We start from the raw sequence: 14,463 nt of genomic DNA, 5'->3' as shown, positions 1-14,463 counted from the left end.
GACCTGTCGCCCCGCGTCAGGCGCCCGGGACCAGCTCGCGCAGGATCGCCTGTCCGGCCCCGCGGTGCTGGGCGGCGGCGGACGGATCCGTGGCGTCGAGCACCGCGGCGATCCCCTCGTGGGCCAGCGCTTCCTCGTACCGGTGCCCCACCCGGGGGGCGAGGTCGAGCGCCTGCCGGTGCAGCCGCAGGGCCTCCTCCGGCAGACCGGCCAACCGGCAGGTCTCGGCGTAGCCGTTGAGGAAGTGGATCTTCCACTGCTCCTCGAAGAGCTCGTCGAGCAGCGCGAAGGCCTCGCGATGGCTGGCCAGCGCCTCCTCGTAGCGGCCCATCCGTCGCAGGGCGACACCCAGGCAGTTCAGGCACCAGGCCTCGTTGTGCCGGTGCCCGTCCTCACGGGCCAGCGCGAGGGCGTGGTGCAGGTGGTCGGAGGCGGGTCCGGGTTCCTCGCGCGCGATGGCCACCCCGAGGGTGATGAGCGCGGTGAGCGCCGGCGGCCACGCGGGGTCGGCGTGCGGGATCGCCAGCGCTTCGCGGGCCAGGCGCGCCGCTTCCTCGCGGTGCCCCAGCTGCAGCACGGCCCAGGCCTCGTAGGCGGTGGCGTGGGCCGTGCCCATCGGGCAGTCGACGTCCGCGTACAGCTTCCCCGCCAGGCGGAACAACTCCAGCGGCTCCTCGACGTACCCCTGGTCCCACCCCAGGTAGCCGCGCCGCATGGTCAGTTCGGCCTCGGCCCGGACGTCCCCCGCCTCCGCCACCAGGGCGGTGGCCGCCTCGTACGCGGCACCGGCCTCCGCCATCCGGCCCGCGTTGTAGCGTGCGAAGCCCAGATCGCTGTGCGCCTCCCCGAGTTGCCGCGGGTCGCCCAGGCGCCGGGCGGCGGCCAGCGAGCCCTCGAAGAGGGTGTTGAGCTGTGTGGTGCCGCAGCGCCGGGCGAAGTAGGACCTCATGAAGCGCGGCAGTTCGCACACATGGGCGTCGGCCCCGGCGGCGAGGGCCGCCTCGAAGGCGGCCAGCAGATTGGTGTACTCGGCGCCGAACCAGGCGAGGGCGGTGTACTTGTCGGTGAACCGCGGCAGCTCCGCGGGGGCCGGGCCCGCGCAGGCCTCCCGGCTGCGGGACGGGAAGGGCATGGTGGCGTCGGCGGCGGCCGCCGCGTGCACGTAGTAGTCGAGCACCCGGCCCCGTGCCCGCTCCCGCTCGGCCGCCGGGTCCTGCTCGGTGGTGGCCCGAAGTGCGTGCCGGTGCACCAGGTCGTGCAGCCGGTAGCGGCCGGGGGCGGGCTGCTGCACCAGGTGCGCGTCGAGCAGGTCCTCGAGCATCACCCGGGTGTCGCACAGCGGCAAGTCCGCGAGGGCGGCCGCGACGTACTCGTCGAAGGTCGACCCCGGCAGCAGGCTCAGCAGGCGGAACAGGCGGCGCTGGGCACGGTCCAGCTGGTTCACCGACATGGCGAACGCGGTGTCGAACTCGGTCGGGCCCTCGGACATCCGCTCCACGAGGATGCCCACGGTCCAGCCCGGCCGGTGCCTCAGCCGCGCCGCGGCCAGCCGCAGGGCCAGCGGCAGGTTGCCGCACAGCCGCAGCACTTCTGCCGCCGCCTGCGGTTCGCGGGCCAGCCGCCCGCCGGACCCGTCGGGCTCGCCGCTGGCGCGGGCGAGCAGTTCGGTGCTCTCCTGCGGGGTCAGCACGTCCAGCGAGACGGGTGGCACCTCCTCCAGGCCGAGCAGCCGGTTGCGGCTGGTGACCAGGGCGACAGACGGGCCCGCACCCGGCAGCAGCGGGCGGACCTGGGCGGCGTCCGCGGCGTTGTCGAGGACCACGACGGCCCGCCGGTGAGCCAGTTCCGAGCGCCAGCAGGCGGCCAGTTGCTCGACGCCTTCCTGCGGGATCCTCTCGGAGGGCACGTCGAGCGCCGCGAGCAGCGCCCGCAGCGCGGGGTCCGGGTCGAGCGGCCGCCGGCCCTCGGTGAACCCGTGCAGGTCCAGGTAGAGCTGGGCGTCGGGATAGTCGGCGGCCAGGCGGTGCGCGGTGTGCACCGCCAGGCAGGTCTTGCCGACGCCCGCCATGCCGTCGACGGCGACCACCCTGCTGCTGCCGACCGCGGCGAGCACGGCGGCGAGTTCGTCCCGGCGTCCGGTGAAGTCGGGGGCGTCACGCGGCAGATCGTTGCGGGGCGGACGCGGAGCCGACGCGAGCGGCGTCGGGGGGTGGACCTGGCGGCTGGTCCTCGGGGGCGCGGGCAGCGGGTTGGAGGCCCGTTCCCACAGGGGGCGCAGCGGGCGCGGGTCGCGTGCGACGAGGCGGCAGAGCGCGACCACGGCGGGCCAGGGCGGCACGGTCCGGCCGGTGAGGTAGCGCGACAGTGACGACGAGCTCAGGCCCGTGTCCCGCGCCAGGGCCCGTACACCGCGTCCGGACAGCTCCTGGAGCATGCGGAGCCGGGCGGCCAGCTCCTCCGGTGGGTCGGCCTCCGCCGTCCGTTGCTGCGCAACCACCCGTCCCCCGCCTTCCTGTCCCGCCCCGGAAGAACGCCTCCGGGCCGCATCGCCGCTGTACAAGGCCGTTCCGGCTGTCCCACGGTGTCCCACCGCCGTCGTCATGGCAAGTTCCAGGCGCTGTCATGGAGTCACGCCCCGGGGAGCGGGGCACCGAAGCGGAAGAGGGAGAACCATGATGCAGTCCCGTATGCAGAACCCGGCCGCCGTCCTGCCCGGTGCGATGCAGCCCATCCAGGAGCTGATCAAGGCCGTGCACTCCGGTGGGGTGGACGGGCAGACGCTGGAACTGGTGCATCTGCGGGTCAGTCAGATCAACGGCTGCAGCGCCTGCGTCGACGGCGGGGCGAAGACGGCCCGCAAGGCCGGGGTGAGCGACGAGCGTCTGGCGACGGTCGCCGCGTGGCGGGAGGCCCCGTACTTCAGCGAGGAGGAGCGGGCGGCGCTGGCGCTGGCCGAGGCCGCCACGCGGCTGGCCGACCGGCCCGAGGCGGTCGGTGACGAGGTGTGGGACGCGGCCGCCACCTACTTCGACGAGAAGCAGCTCGCCGCGATCGTCCTGATGATCGGCGTGACCAACCTGTTCAACCGGCTCAACGCCACGACCCGGCAGATCGCCGGCGCCTGGGGATGAGGGGCGCGCCGTCCGGTCCCGGGCCGCGTCCACGACGCGCCGCCCGGGACCGGCGTGCCCGGCCGTCTGGGCCTCGCTGTCCCCGGCCGAGGCCTGAGCCGGGTCCCGCGGGGCGGCCGGCCGCTGTCACACCGGCGGGGGCTGTCCGGTCAGGAGGGAGATGGCTCAACTTCTTCTCGCGTCCCACCCGGGCACGACCAATGATTGAACCCTCCCCCTGCTGAAGCAGGGGGATTCCTGGCTCAGGAAGCCCCGCAGGTCAGCGACCCGCAAGGTCTTACTCCCTCAACACCAGCCGGGACGGAACCTGCCCGGTTGTGTACGGCAAAGCTGAGGTGGCTCGTGCTTGGTTCTCGCAACGCGCCGTCGCGCTGGCTTGGTTCTCGCTCAGCACGACACGCACACTACCCGCCGGTCTTTCGCCCTGGGGGCGAAACCCTCTTTCCTGCTCTGCTCCGCAGGTGTCCGATTCCTCCTCGGCCTGAAGGCCGGGGCATCCTCGGAGGAACCTGGTGAGGAGGCGCGCCATGCTGCAGATCACCAGTGCCGTGTCGGCGATCGGGGGAACACGTGGACACGACCAGGAGTACGCCCTCACGCCACGGCGCCCGCACGCGACCGCGTGTCGCGCCACCTCGGCGGACAAATGGCTGGTGGGGTTCAGGGTCCGCACCCGCGGCCCCGCGGCCACCTGGCTCTACTACGTGGTGGACCATGCGGACGACGCGATCGCCGCGAAGGAGGCGGCCATCACCCTGGCCGGTGACGAGATCGACGTCCCGTGCCTGCACGGGCTCGACGGCGTCGGGAGGACGGAGATCCGGCTCATCCACGACGACGGGATCGGACCGCGGCGGCTGCTGCGCTGCCCTTGACCTGGCTCCCGTGGCGGCGGTGTCCTCCGGCGCCGGGAACGCGGCTGCCGCCGGTGCCCCGGACGTGGTCCGGGGCACCGGCGGCAGTGTCGTGCGCGACTGCTCCGTGAGCTACTTCGTGAGCGGGGAGAGCTTCGGGTCGTTGGCGTAGGCCTCGGCCGCGTTTTCCTTGGTCACGATGACCGGCGGGAGCAGGTACGACGGGACGACCTTGCTGCCGTTGTTGTACGACTTGGTGTCGTTGATCGTCGGCTTGCCGCCCGTCTGCAGGGCCTGGACCATCTTGATGGTCTCGGCGACGAGCTTGCGGGTGTCCTTGTTGATGGTGGAGTACTGCTCGCCCGCCATGATCGACTTCACCGACTCGACCTCGGAGTCCTGACCGGTGACGACCGGGACCGGCTTGCCGGCGCCCTTCACCGAGGTGATGATCGCCCGGGCGAGGGTGTCGTTCGGCGAGAGCACGCCGTCGAGCGTCTTCTTGCCGTTGTAGGTGGAGTTCAGCAGCGAGTCCATGCGGCTCTGGGCGTTCTCCGCCTTCCAGCCCTGGGTCGCGGTCTGCTTGATGTCGGTCTGACCGGAACCGACAACGATGTCGCCCTTGTCGATGGCGGGCTTCAGCACCTCCATCGCGCCGTCGAAGAACACCTTCGAGTTGTTGTCGTCCGGCGAACCGGAGAACAGCTCGATCGTGTAGGGGCCCTTCGCCTTCTTCGCCTTCATGCCGTCCAGCAGCGCCTGGCCCTGCAGCTGGCCGACCTTGAAGTTGTCGAACGCGATGTAGTAGTCGACGTCCGGGGTGTTGGTGATGAGGCGGTCGTAGGCGATGATCGTCGCACCGGCCTGCTTGGCCTGCGCCACCTGGGTGGACAGCTGCGAGGCGTCGGTCGCACCGATGACGATGACCTTCGCGCCCTTGGTCACCATGGAGGAGATCTGCGCCTGCTGGTCCGCGACGGTGGTCGAGGCGCCCGCGTACTGCACGTCGGCCTTGAAGCCGGCGTCCTTCAGGCCGTTGGTGAACAGGTCACCGGCGAGCACCCAGTTCTCCGAGGTCTTCGCGGGCAGCGCGACACCGACCAGGGCGTCCTTCGCGAAGCCGCCCTTGGCGTCGCTGGTGTCCTTGCCGGTGGAGCCCTCGCGTTCGTTGGAGCACGCCGTGCCCAGGGCGAGCAGCGCGGCGGCGCCGATCACGGCGATGCCTCTGGTGATGGTTCTGCGCATGTGGGTTGTGCCCTTTCCTGGTGATGCGGGGAGAATCGAGCGCCGCCCTGATGCGGCACCCTGGATTACTGCCGGTCGGTCAGCCTGCGACCGGAGCCTTGTCGGGGTCGGAGGCCTGGTTCGGCGGGTCGACCGGTGTGGACGTCTCGTTCTGGCGGAACGGACGCATCAGGGTGCCGATGATCGAGAAGCGCCCCTGGCTCTTGCTGTAGACGTCGAAGGCGACGGCGAGGAGGAGGACCAGGCCCTTGATGATCTGGACCATGTCCGAGCCGACGCCCTCCAGTTGGAGACCGTTGTTGAGCAGCGCCATGACGAGACCGCCGACGATGGAGCCGCTGATGGTGCCGAGGCCGCCGGAGACGGCGGCGCCGCCGATGAACACGGCCGCGATGGCGTCGAGTTCCCAGCTCAGACCGTCCTGAGGGCCGGACGCCGCGGACCGTGCCACGAAGATCATGCCGGCGAGCGCGGCCAGCACGGACATGTTCATCATGACGAGGAAGTTGACGCGCCGGAGCTTCACGCCGGACAGTTCGGCCGCGCGGGAGTTGCCTCCGACGGCGTAGATGTGCCGGCCTCCGACGGTGTTGCGGGTGTAGTACGAGTAGGCGAGCACCAGGGCGATCAGGATGATGCCGGAGATCGGGAAGCTGGTGCCGACGCGGCCGCCGGCGAAGCGCAGCGTCGCGAAGATGATGACGCCCACCATCACGGCCAGGCGGATCCCCGTGACCCACAGCGGCGCGGAGTCGGCGTGCATGGCGCGCCGGGTCTGCCGGGCCTGCCACTCGCGCCAGGCCACGCCCGCGCAGGCGACCAGACCGAGGAGGAGGGTCAGGTTGTTGTAGCCGGTGTCCGGGCCCACTTCGGGCAGGAAGCCGGCGCCGATGTCACGGAATCCGGTGGGGACCGGCACGGTGTCGGCGTTGCCGATGTACTGGTTGCCGCCGCGGAACAGGAGCATGCCCGCCAGGGTGACGATGAACGCCGGCACCCCCACGTAGGCGACCCAGAAGCCCTGCCAGGCACCGATCGCCGCGCCGACGAGCAGGCCGAGCAGGATCCCCAGGGGCCAGGGGAGCGAGTGCTCCTGCATCGTCTTGGCGACCACGATCCCGGTGAACGCCGCCACCGAGCCGACGGAGAGGTCGATGTGCCCGGCGACGATCACCATCAGCATGCCGATGGCCAGGATCAGGATGTAGGAGTACTGGCTGACCACGGCGATGAGGTTGCCGGAGGTCAGGGTCAGGCCTCCCGTCCAGATCTGGAACAGGAGCACGATCGCGACGAGCGTGGCGATCATCCCGAACTGGCGGGCGTTGGAGGTCGAGCCTCCGAAGAGGTTCTTCTGCAGGTCTGTGATGCGGCTCATGGGCTCGGTGTCTTCTTCATAGAGGTCATCTGTTTCATGAGGAGTTCCGGGTTCGCGTCGCGGCGTGTCACCTCACCGGTGATGGCGCCTTCGAACACGGTGTAGATGCGGTCGCAGAGTCCGATGAGCTCGGGCAGCTCCGAGGAGATGACGACGACGCCCTTGCCCTGGTCGACCAGCCGCTGGATGATCCCGTAGATCTCGTACTTGGCGCCCACGTCGATCCCGCGGGTGGGCTCGTCGAGGATGAGCAGGTCGGGGTCGGTGAACATCCACTTGGCGAGGACGACCTTCTGCTGGTTGCCGCCGGAGAGCTTCACGACCTCCTCGTCCACGCTGGGGGTCTTGATCCTCAGGTTCTGCCGGTACTCCTCGGCGATCCGGTGCTCGCTCACCGGGTCGATGACCTGGTGGCGGGAGATCTTCGACAGCTTGGCGGCGACCATCGAGGTCTTGATGTCGTCCAGCAGGTTGAGGCCGACCGACTTTCGGTCCTCGCTGACGTAGGCGAGGCCGTGCCGGATGGCCTCCGACACGGTCTTGAGGTGGATCTCCTTGCCGTCCTTGAAGACCCGTCCCGACAGGAACGTGCCGTAGGAGCGGCCGAACAGGCTCATCGCCAGTTCGGTGCGCCCGGCGCCCATGAGGCCGGCGAAGCCGACGATCTCACCGCGCCGCACCGTGAAGCTGGACCCCTTGCACACGAGCCGTTCCTCGGATGCGGGGTGCCGCACGGTCCAGTCGCGGACCTCGAAGAACACCTCGCCGATGTCGGGCGTGTGGTCGGGGAACCGGCTGTCGAGTTCGCGGCCGACCATGCCGCGCACGATGCGGTCCTCGTTCACGCCGTCGGCCTCGACGTCGAGGCTCTCGATCGTCCGGCCGTCGCGCAGGATGGTGATGGTGTCGGCGACCGCCTCGATCTCGTTCAGCTTGTGGGAGATCATGATCGAGGTGATGCCACGGTCCCGGAAGCCGCGCAGCAGGTCGAGCAGGTGCTGCGAGTCGGTCTCGTTCAGGGCCGCGGTCGGCTCGTCGAGGATGAGCAGCTTCACGTCCTTGGCGAACGCCTTGGCGATCTCGACGAGTTGCTGCTTGCCGACGCCGATGTCCTTGACGAGCGTGTCCGGGTCCTCCTTGAGGCCGACCCGCTCCATCAGCTCCACCGCCCGGTGCTGCGCGGCCCTCCAGTCGATCGAGCCGCGTTTGCGCGGCTCGTTGCCGAGGAAGATGTTCTCCGTGATCGACATGCCGGGGACCAGCGCCAGTTCCTGGTGGATGATGACGATGCCGGCCTGCTCGCTGGCCCGGATGTCGTGGAACCTCACGGTGTCGCCGCGGTAGACGATCTCGCCGGTGTAACTGCCGTGCGGGTGGACCCCGCTCAGCACCTTCATGAGGGTGGACTTGCCTGCGCCGTTCTCGCCGCAGATCGCGTGGATCTCCCCCTCCTTCACCACCAGGTTGACGTCCGCGAGCGCCGTCACGCCGGGGAACGTCTTGGTGATGGACCGCATCTCCAGCAGCATCGGGGCGCGGCTCATGCGCGGAGCTCCACGCTGCGGACGCCGCGACAATCACGCGGGCCCGCCTCCCCTGGGATGCGACATTTCGTGGACATCAACTTGCCTCCGATGACACTGCGCCGTGCCTCCATGCCGGACCTGTTACGGCTTGGGCACCGGACTTTAAATCCATTTGTTTTACTAAGTCAACGCCCTTGAGCGGTATCGTCATTGCGGTAAGAGAGGAACGCGTGTGCGGCAAGCAGGAACAAACCTCCCCAAAGTCGGGCGGTACAACCGGGCGGTGGTCCTGGACCAGATCCAACTCGCCGACGGCATCAGCCGGGTCGAGATCGCCCAGAAGACGGGGCTGACCCCGCAGACCGTCTCGGGGATCGTGCGCCGTCTGCTGGACGAGGGGATCGTCCGGGAGGACGGGGCCAGTCGTGGCGCGGGCGGCGGCAAACCCCGTACCACCCTGCGGGTCAACGCGGACGCGGGCAACGCGGTCGGTCTCGTCTTCGACCCGGTCGAACTCACCTGCTCCGTGGTCGACCTGCTCGGCCGGCCGCTGGTCGTCAGACGGCACCCCACTCCCCCCGGCACCGATCCGACGCACGTGGTGGCCGCCATGGCCGACCTGGTCGCCGAGGTGCTCGCCGAGGCGGACGTGCCGCGCGCCAACGTCCTGGGGCTGGGCCTCGCCACCCCCGGGCCGATCGACCAGCGCAGCGGCATGATCGTCGCCCCGCCCCAGCTCGCGCACTGGACGCGCGTCCCGCTGCAGCAGATGCTCAGTGACGCCACCGGTCTTCCCGTGACGCTCGACAACGACGCCACGGCCGCCGCGGTCGGCGAGCGCTGGTCCGGCGCGGGCCGGGGCGTGGCGAACTTCGCCTACCTGTTCTTCGGCACCGGCATCGGCGGCGGTCTGGTCCTCAACCACCAGGTCTACCGGGGCGGTTCGCTCAACGCCGGCGAGTTCGGCCACTCGACGGTGCTGTCGGACGGGCCGGAGTGCTACTGCGGCAACCGGGGCTGCCTGGAAGGGCTGGCCAACCCGTCCGCGATCGTGGCCGAGACGCACCGCCGCCTCACCGACAAGCCCGGCGGCAGCGTGCTGTCCCCGGCGTACGACCGGGACCCGGCCTCCGTCGACCACGCCGCGGTCCAGCGCGCGGCCGGAGCCGGCGACCCGATCGCGGCCGCGGTCGTCGACGAGGCCGCGCGTCACGTGGCCACGGTCGCCGTGACCATCGCCAACTTCATCGACGTGGACCTCATCATCCTCGGCGGCCACGGCATCCAGCACGTGGAGTCCCGCTACGTCGACGCCGTCGCCTCCGCGCTGGCCTCACGACCCCTGGCCCGGCACATCCGCGTCGTCCAGGTCGCGGCCTCCCCCCTCGGCGCGGACGCGGCCGTCGTGGGCAGCGCCGCACTCGTGCTGCACGCCACGTACTCGCCGCAGTTGTCGTCGCTTGTGCTGGACTGAGGTGGGCGGGCTTCAGGGCGACGAAGGATCAGGTCGGCGCGCCGGCGCGCCGATGAGGCGCTCGACCGCCGCGACGGCGGGCTTCAGGGCGACGAAGGATCAGGTCGGCGCGCCGGCGCGCCGATGAGGCGCTCGACCGCCGCGACGTAGGCGGCGTGGTCCAGTTCGGGATCCCAGGCGGTCTGCAGCGCCAGCCCCTGGTAGATCGCGACGAACACCCGGGCCAGGCCGTCGGCGGGCCACGCGGCGTCCAGCTCGCCGCGCTCCTGGGCCGCCCGGACCAGGTCGGTGACGACGGCGCGGGGACGGTCCACACCCTCGCGCGCCACCGCGTGCACCCGGGGTGCCCGCAGGGCCTCGGCCCAGATCTGGACGCCGAGTTGCACGCGCTGCCGCTCGTCGGAGCCGGCGAGTGAGCGCAGCAGCTCCAGGTAGCCTCCGGCGACCTCGCTGAGGGCGTCGGCGGTGTGCCCGGCGGGGTCGTCCAGGTGCAGTCGGCGGGCCTGGTCGTCGTGCCACCGGTCCGCGATGGCCACGACCATGGCGTCCTTGTCGGCGAAGTAGCGGTAGACCAGGCCGGCGCTGAATCCGGACTCGGCCGCGATGTCCTGGATGGTGGTGCGGTGGAAGCCCGTACGGGCGAAGCAGCGGGCGGCGGCGTCGAGGATCTGCGCGCGCCGCGCCCGCAGGTGCTCCTCACTGACCTTGGGCATCACTTCACCTCGGCCTGGGCGATCCGGTAGAAGGGCGCGGCCGGCTCGTGCCGCCCCAGGGGCTCCAGGTACCGCCCGGCGGCCTCCCTCGCCGACCGGTCCAGGGTGAGCTCCAGCCCCCGCTCGGTCAGGTACGCCGGGAGCTCGTCCGGGAGGAAGCCGAAGGTGAAGGGTTCCCCGGCCGTACGCACCGTGTCCGCCCAGGCGGTGACGCCGTCGAAGTCACCGGTGCCGTCCAGGGCCCTCCGGTCCATGTAGGTGAGGACGATCCGGCTCCCGGGCGCCAGCGTCGTGGAGAGCGCCGTCAGCGTGGCGTGCACCGACGGCGCGTCGAGGTAGTTCGTCACGCCCTCCCATACCACCACCGCGCGGTCGTCGCCCAGTCCCGCCTCGCGCAGGGCGTCGCCGAGGTCCTGGTGCATCAGGTCCACGGGAACGAAGCGGATGCCCTCGCCCGGCCGGCCCGCCCGGGCGGACCAGGTGGCGGCCAGCCCCCGCTTGACCGCCTGCGTTGCCGGGTGGTCGACCTCCAGGACGGTGACGCCGCGCGCCGCGTCGAGGCGGAAGGCCCGGCTGTCGTAGCCGGCGCCCAGCAGGACGAGTTGCCGGGCGCCGTGTTCCAGGGCGTCCACGACCAGGTCGTCGATCAGCCGGGTGCGGACCACGGCCGAGGCGCGCGGACCTGCGGGCCAGCGCCGGTCGATCCACCGCTCGAGGAAGCCCGCCACGCCCGGACAGCGGGCGATCGTCACGGCCAGGCGGTAGCCGGGACCGAGGCACGAGGCGGCGTACGGGTCCGTGAACAGGCGCGGCCCCCGGCGCACCGACTCCAGTGCCCGGAAGAGCGCGACGTGCTGCGCGGTGCGGCTGGGTGTGCTCTGCATGGCTCCATCATAATGAATGCACATCCATTTTTTATCCAGGGCAGCGGACGGCCTCCGGCGGCCCTGACGCGGCCGGTCCGCGCCCTCACATCCGCAGCTCGGGCGGGAAGCCGGTCCAGCGCAGCTCCGCAGGGAGGTGACGGGTGTCGTTCTGGACCAGGACCGAGACGGGCCGCCCCGGCGCGTAGCGGATGACGGTCAGGGCCGCGTTGCCCTGGTTGACCCCGAGCCACCGCCACGGCGGGGCGTCCATGGCATGCCTCACCAGCCAGCCGACCAGGAAGTTGTGGGTGACGACCAGTTCGTGACGCTCCTGATCGCCCTCGACGGGACCGGTGAACTGCTCGAGCGCGCGCAGGGCCAGCGACGGACCGAGCGCGCGCTCCTGCGCCGTGGCGCCGTCGAGGAAGCGCAAGAGGTGGTCGGCGCTGTCCGGGGGCAGTTCGTCCCGCCGCGGGAAGTACGGGACGTAGTCGCCGGCGGTCTCCGAGGCGCGCAGGACGGCACCGTCCAGGTGCTCCCCGATCAGGGCGGCGGTCTGCGCGGCCCTGGGCAGGGGGCCGTGATGGACCACGGATATCGGGTGGTCCGCCAGCCGGCGGCCGAGCAGGGCGGCCTGGCGGCGCCCGTCGTCCGACAGCCCGCTCTCGTCCGGCACGGCCTCCCCGTGCCGGACGAGGTACAGGTAACGCGTGGCCACAGCCGTCATGCCCGGGCTCCTTCGTGATGCTTCATGATCGAGTGGGTCGTCCCTGGGCACGACGCCCCCGCTGCCGTTCCGGTTCCGGTCCGGGCGGCGGCGTCAGGGCAGGAGGGCGAGGGCGCTGTACCAGACCGGGCCCGGGTTGAGGCGGTCCGGGTGGAGTTGCAGCATCCGGTCGTAGAACGTGCGGGGGCGGGGTTCCTCCGCCAGCAGGCGCTGGGCGTCGAGCAGGTAGTCGCGGGTCTGCCGCAGGATCACGGGGTCGTCGGGCAGGGCCTTGTCCTTGTGGCCGGCCACGACCGCGCGCGGGTGCAGCGCGAGGACGGTGCCGATCGCGGCGAGCCACTTGTTGATGCCGCCGCCGGCGCTTTCCCGGAGGTACTGGTGGACCCCGTTGTAGGCCACGTCACCGGCCACGACCAGGCCGATCGACGGGACGTGCAGGACGGTCGTGTCGTCGGTGTCGGTGTGGCCGGTCTCCACCACGCGCGGCGGGTGCCCCTCCAGGGTGAACCCGTCGTCCGGGACCACCCGGTAGACCACGGGGCTGTCCGGGATGAGTCCGGGGAAGTCCACGTCCCACCTGGTCCGGCGGCCCTCGGTGGCCTGCCTGTGCATCAGCTCGATGGTGCCCTCGGTGGCGTACGGGACCGCCCCGGGGAAGCGTCGCAGCAGCAGATCGGTGCCGAACCAGTGGTCACCGTGACCGTGGGTGGCGTAGACGTACGTCAGTCGTCTGCCGGAGCGTTCGATCCAGTCCCCGACACCGCGCACCTGCTCACGGGTGAACGGCGGGTCGACGAGGACCGCTTCCGCGTCGCCGAGGACCAGCGTCGAGGTCAGCGGCGAGGAGAAGATCGGGCTCCCGTCGGGCAACCGGGGGCCCTGGGCGCGGCGCAACCCGTCACACACGAAGGTGTCGTAGCGCAGATCCGTCATGGTCGGGGTCAGCCGAGCCCGGCAGGCACCGGCGCCTCCATCAGTGTCAGCAGGTGGGCGACCTTGTGGTCCAGTTCCAGGCCCACTCGGGCGATCTCCTCGCTGCCGTAACTGCCGAAGTGGGAACTCGGCTTGTCGATCACGAATCGCGGTGCGTCGGCGCTGCGGTAGATCTCGGTGCGGAGCGGCGCGTGCATCATGGCGGAGGGATCGTGGCGGAACATCCGCTCGGCGATGGCGTAGTTGCCCATCAGGTACATCACGAACGGCGTCGTGTCCCCGGCGATGCCCATGAGCGCCGATCCGTTGTCCCTCCAGAAGATCATGAATCCGTGGGGCGCGTTCCCCTCGGCCAGCGCGAGGGCGCTCTCCCAGGAGCCGCCGGACCGGACGAGGTCCCGGATCTCATCGGCCCGGTACTGCGGCACCAGGGACTCGTAGCGCCGCACGGCCTCCTCGAACGTCCCGGGCAGGGGGACGTCGAACCTGGTGACGCCGTAGTCGACCGTTCGCGCCTCGGACACCTGGACCACCTCGGACGGCACGGCACACCGCCGTGCCCTCCTCCCATCCTCCCTCCGCGGCGCGGCGGCGCAACTCCGCGCTCACACCCAGTTGCGCCGGGCCGCCGCGACGCCGGCGCCGAACCGGTTGGTGGTGCCCAGTTCCGTGTAGAGGTCCTGGATGCGCCGGCGCAGTGTCCGCGTCGATATCCCGAACTGGCGGGCGATGGCGTCGTCCTTGACCCCGGCGGCGAAGAGGGCGAGCAGGTTCCGCTCCTCGTCGGTGGGATTGCGCACCTGTTCGCCGGGGGTGGAGGGCTGCGGCGCCGGCGGCGGCTGCGAGCTCGGCCCGCTCAGTGAGGCGGCACCGGCCCAGTAGTGCTCGAAGAGCTCGGTCAGGGCTTCGAGCAAGGGGGGCGCCTCGGTGTAGAGGGTGTCGGTGCTGTCGGGGCCCAGGCTCAACGACACCATGGCCGCCGAGCGGTCCGCCATGGTCAGCTTGACGGGCAGCGAGGACACGACCCTGGCCTCCTCGCCGCGTGAGACCAGGCTGCCCAGCTCCTGCCCCCCGCCGTCCTCGTCGAAGCTGGCGGCCGCGTAGACGACCCGCACCCGTACGCCGCGCCGTACGGCGGCCTCGTCGAGCGGCCCGTTCGGAGCGAACAGGAAGGGGGGTCGGGCCAGGCCGCACATCTCGTACTTGGCGGCCTGGTGCAAACGGTAGTAGCAGTCCCCGACTTCCTCCGGGCCGCTGATCGTCCGTGTGGCGGGTTCGCCGGCGCTGGACCGCCTGGCCTCGTCGAACAGCGCGCCGAGCGGCCCGGTGGCGTCGCGTACGGCGGCCAGTTGGCGTTCGCGGGACTCCACCAGTGTCCGCAGCGCGTGACGCGGATCCACGGTCAGGTACTCCCCCGAGGAGCGGCGGCTGAGCAGCCCGGAGTGGTGCAGGCGTTCCAGCAGGGCCACCGCCGCTCCGGTGCCCAGCCCGAACGCCGCGGTGACGTCGTCGGCCGTACCGCCACCGTGTGCGAGCAGTTCGCGGTAGACGGCCTCCGCCCCCGCGTCGAGTCCGACCAGCTCCAAGGGTGCGGCGCCTTCCGTCATCGTTCTCCA

Annotated in this window: 13 protein-coding genes; 3 read left to right on the top strand and 10 right to left on the bottom strand. The window is 71.2% G+C overall.

Going from position 1 to position 14,463, the window contains the following annotated elements:
* Positions 1-16: 16 nt before the first annotated feature.
* Positions 17-2,497 (bottom strand): tetratricopeptide repeat protein, encoded by a 2,481-nt coding sequence (locus OG937_43875; GenBank protein WUD78172.1) that lies wholly within the window; start codon positions 2,495-2,497, stop codon positions 17-19.
* A 178-nt stretch (positions 2,498-2,675) separates the two neighbouring features.
* Between OG937_43875 and OG937_43870 the strand changes: the two genes are divergently transcribed.
* A complete protein-coding gene (locus OG937_43870) occupies positions 2,676-3,131 on the top strand; it encodes a carboxymuconolactone decarboxylase family protein (protein ID WUD79068.1) in 456 nt (151 codons plus the stop codon).
* Positions 3,132-3,658: 527 nt separating this feature from the next.
* On the top strand, positions 3,659-4,006 hold the full coding sequence (locus tag OG937_43865; protein WUD78171.1) for a hypothetical protein: 348 nt from the start codon (positions 3,659-3,661) through the stop codon (positions 4,004-4,006).
* A gap of 111 nt (positions 4,007-4,117) precedes the next feature.
* Here OG937_43865 and chvE read toward each other — a convergent pair whose 3' ends face one another.
* From chvE to gguA, 3 genes are all read right to left on the bottom strand, one after another.
* Positions 4,118-5,230, bottom strand: a complete 1,113-nt coding sequence (gene chvE / locus OG937_43860; protein WUD78170.1) for a sugar ABC transporter substrate-binding protein — start codon at positions 5,228-5,230, stop codon at positions 4,118-4,120.
* Positions 5,231-5,309: 79 nt separating this feature from the next.
* Positions 5,310-6,608 (bottom strand): sugar ABC transporter permease, encoded by a 1,299-nt coding sequence (gguB, locus tag OG937_43855; protein ID WUD78169.1) that lies wholly within the window; start codon positions 6,606-6,608, stop codon positions 5,310-5,312.
* A complete protein-coding gene (gguA, locus tag OG937_43850; protein WUD78168.1) occupies positions 6,605-8,152 on the bottom strand; it encodes a sugar ABC transporter ATP-binding protein in 1,548 nt (515 codons plus the stop codon). The genes gguB and gguA overlap by 4 nt, the downstream gene beginning before the upstream one ends.
* 265 nt (positions 8,153-8,417) lie before the next feature.
* Between gguA and OG937_43845 the strand changes: the two genes are divergently transcribed.
* Positions 8,418-9,608: an ROK family transcriptional regulator gene (locus OG937_43845; GenBank protein ID WUD78167.1), complete on the top strand. Its 1,191-nt coding sequence runs from the start codon at positions 8,418-8,420 to the stop codon at positions 9,606-9,608.
* An 83-nt stretch (positions 9,609-9,691) separates the two neighbouring features.
* Here the strand turns inward: OG937_43845 and OG937_43840 are convergent, their stop codons facing one another.
* The 6 genes from OG937_43840 to OG937_43815 all read right to left on the bottom strand — a co-directional run bounded on the left by OG937_43840 (position 9,692) and on the right by OG937_43815 (position 14,454).
* Positions 9,692-10,321 (bottom strand): TetR/AcrR family transcriptional regulator, encoded by a 630-nt coding sequence (locus tag OG937_43840; GenBank protein WUD78166.1) that lies wholly within the window; start codon positions 10,319-10,321, stop codon positions 9,692-9,694.
* Positions 10,321-11,205 carry a class I SAM-dependent methyltransferase gene (locus OG937_43835; protein WUD78165.1) on the bottom strand — a complete coding sequence of 295 codons (885 nt, stop codon included), beginning with the start codon at positions 11,203-11,205 and terminating at the stop codon, positions 10,321-10,323. Before OG937_43835 ends, OG937_43840 begins: the two co-directional genes overlap by 1 nt.
* Positions 11,206-11,290: 85 nt before the next feature.
* A complete protein-coding gene (locus tag OG937_43830) occupies positions 11,291-11,914 on the bottom strand; it encodes a histidine phosphatase family protein (protein WUD78164.1) in 624 nt (207 codons plus the stop codon).
* 93 nt (positions 11,915-12,007) lie between these two features.
* Positions 12,008-12,847 (bottom strand): MBL fold metallo-hydrolase, encoded by an 840-nt coding sequence (locus tag OG937_43825; protein WUD78163.1) that lies wholly within the window; start codon positions 12,845-12,847, stop codon positions 12,008-12,010.
* An 8-nt stretch (positions 12,848-12,855) separates the two neighbouring features.
* Positions 12,856-13,371 (bottom strand): hypothetical protein, encoded by a 516-nt coding sequence (locus OG937_43820; protein ID WUD78162.1) that lies wholly within the window; start codon positions 13,369-13,371, stop codon positions 12,856-12,858.
* 81 nt (positions 13,372-13,452) lie between these two features.
* Positions 13,453-14,454 carry a LuxR family transcriptional regulator gene (locus OG937_43815; protein WUD78161.1) on the bottom strand — a complete coding sequence of 334 codons (1,002 nt, stop codon included), beginning with the start codon at positions 14,452-14,454 and terminating at the stop codon, positions 13,453-13,455.
* Between the last annotated feature and the right edge of the window lie 9 nt (positions 14,455-14,463).

This window comes from Streptomyces sp. NBC_00510 (assembly GCA_036013505.1).
In the GTDB taxonomy this organism is placed as follows: domain Bacteria; phylum Actinomycetota; class Actinomycetes; order Streptomycetales; family Streptomycetaceae; genus Actinacidiphila.
This window is presented reverse-complemented; position numbering and strand designations above follow the sequence as displayed.

Coding starts and splice junctions, on each gene's coding strand:
- OG937_43870 (WUD79068.1), top strand. CDS start 2,676: ATGCAGTCCCGTATGCAGAACCCGGCCGCCGTCCTGCCCGGTGCGATG.
- OG937_43865 (WUD78171.1), top strand. CDS start 3,659: ATGCTGCAGATCACCAGTGCCGTGTCGGCGATCGGGGGAACACGTGGA.
- chvE (WUD78170.1), bottom strand. CDS start 5,230: ATGCGCAGAACCATCACCAGAGGCATCGCCGTGATCGGCGCCGCCGCG.
- gguB (WUD78169.1), bottom strand. CDS start 6,608: ATGAGCCGCATCACAGACCTGCAGAAGAACCTCTTCGGAGGCTCGACC.
- gguA (WUD78168.1), bottom strand. CDS start 8,152: ATGAGCCGCGCCCCGATGCTGCTGGAGATGCGGTCCATCACCAAGACG.
- OG937_43840 (WUD78166.1), bottom strand. CDS start 10,321: ATGCCCAAGGTCAGTGAGGAGCACCTGCGGGCGCGGCGCGCGCAGATC.
- OG937_43835 (WUD78165.1), bottom strand. CDS start 11,205: ATGCAGAGCACACCCAGCCGCACCGCGCAGCACGTCGCGCTCTTCCGG.
- OG937_43830 (WUD78164.1), bottom strand. CDS start 11,914: ATGACGGCTGTGGCCACGCGTTACCTGTACCTCGTCCGGCACGGGGAG.
- OG937_43825 (WUD78163.1), bottom strand. CDS start 12,847: ATGACGGATCTGCGCTACGACACCTTCGTGTGTGACGGGTTGCGCCGC.
- OG937_43815 (WUD78161.1), bottom strand. CDS start 14,454: ATGACGGAAGGCGCCGCACCCTTGGAGCTGGTCGGACTCGACGCGGGG.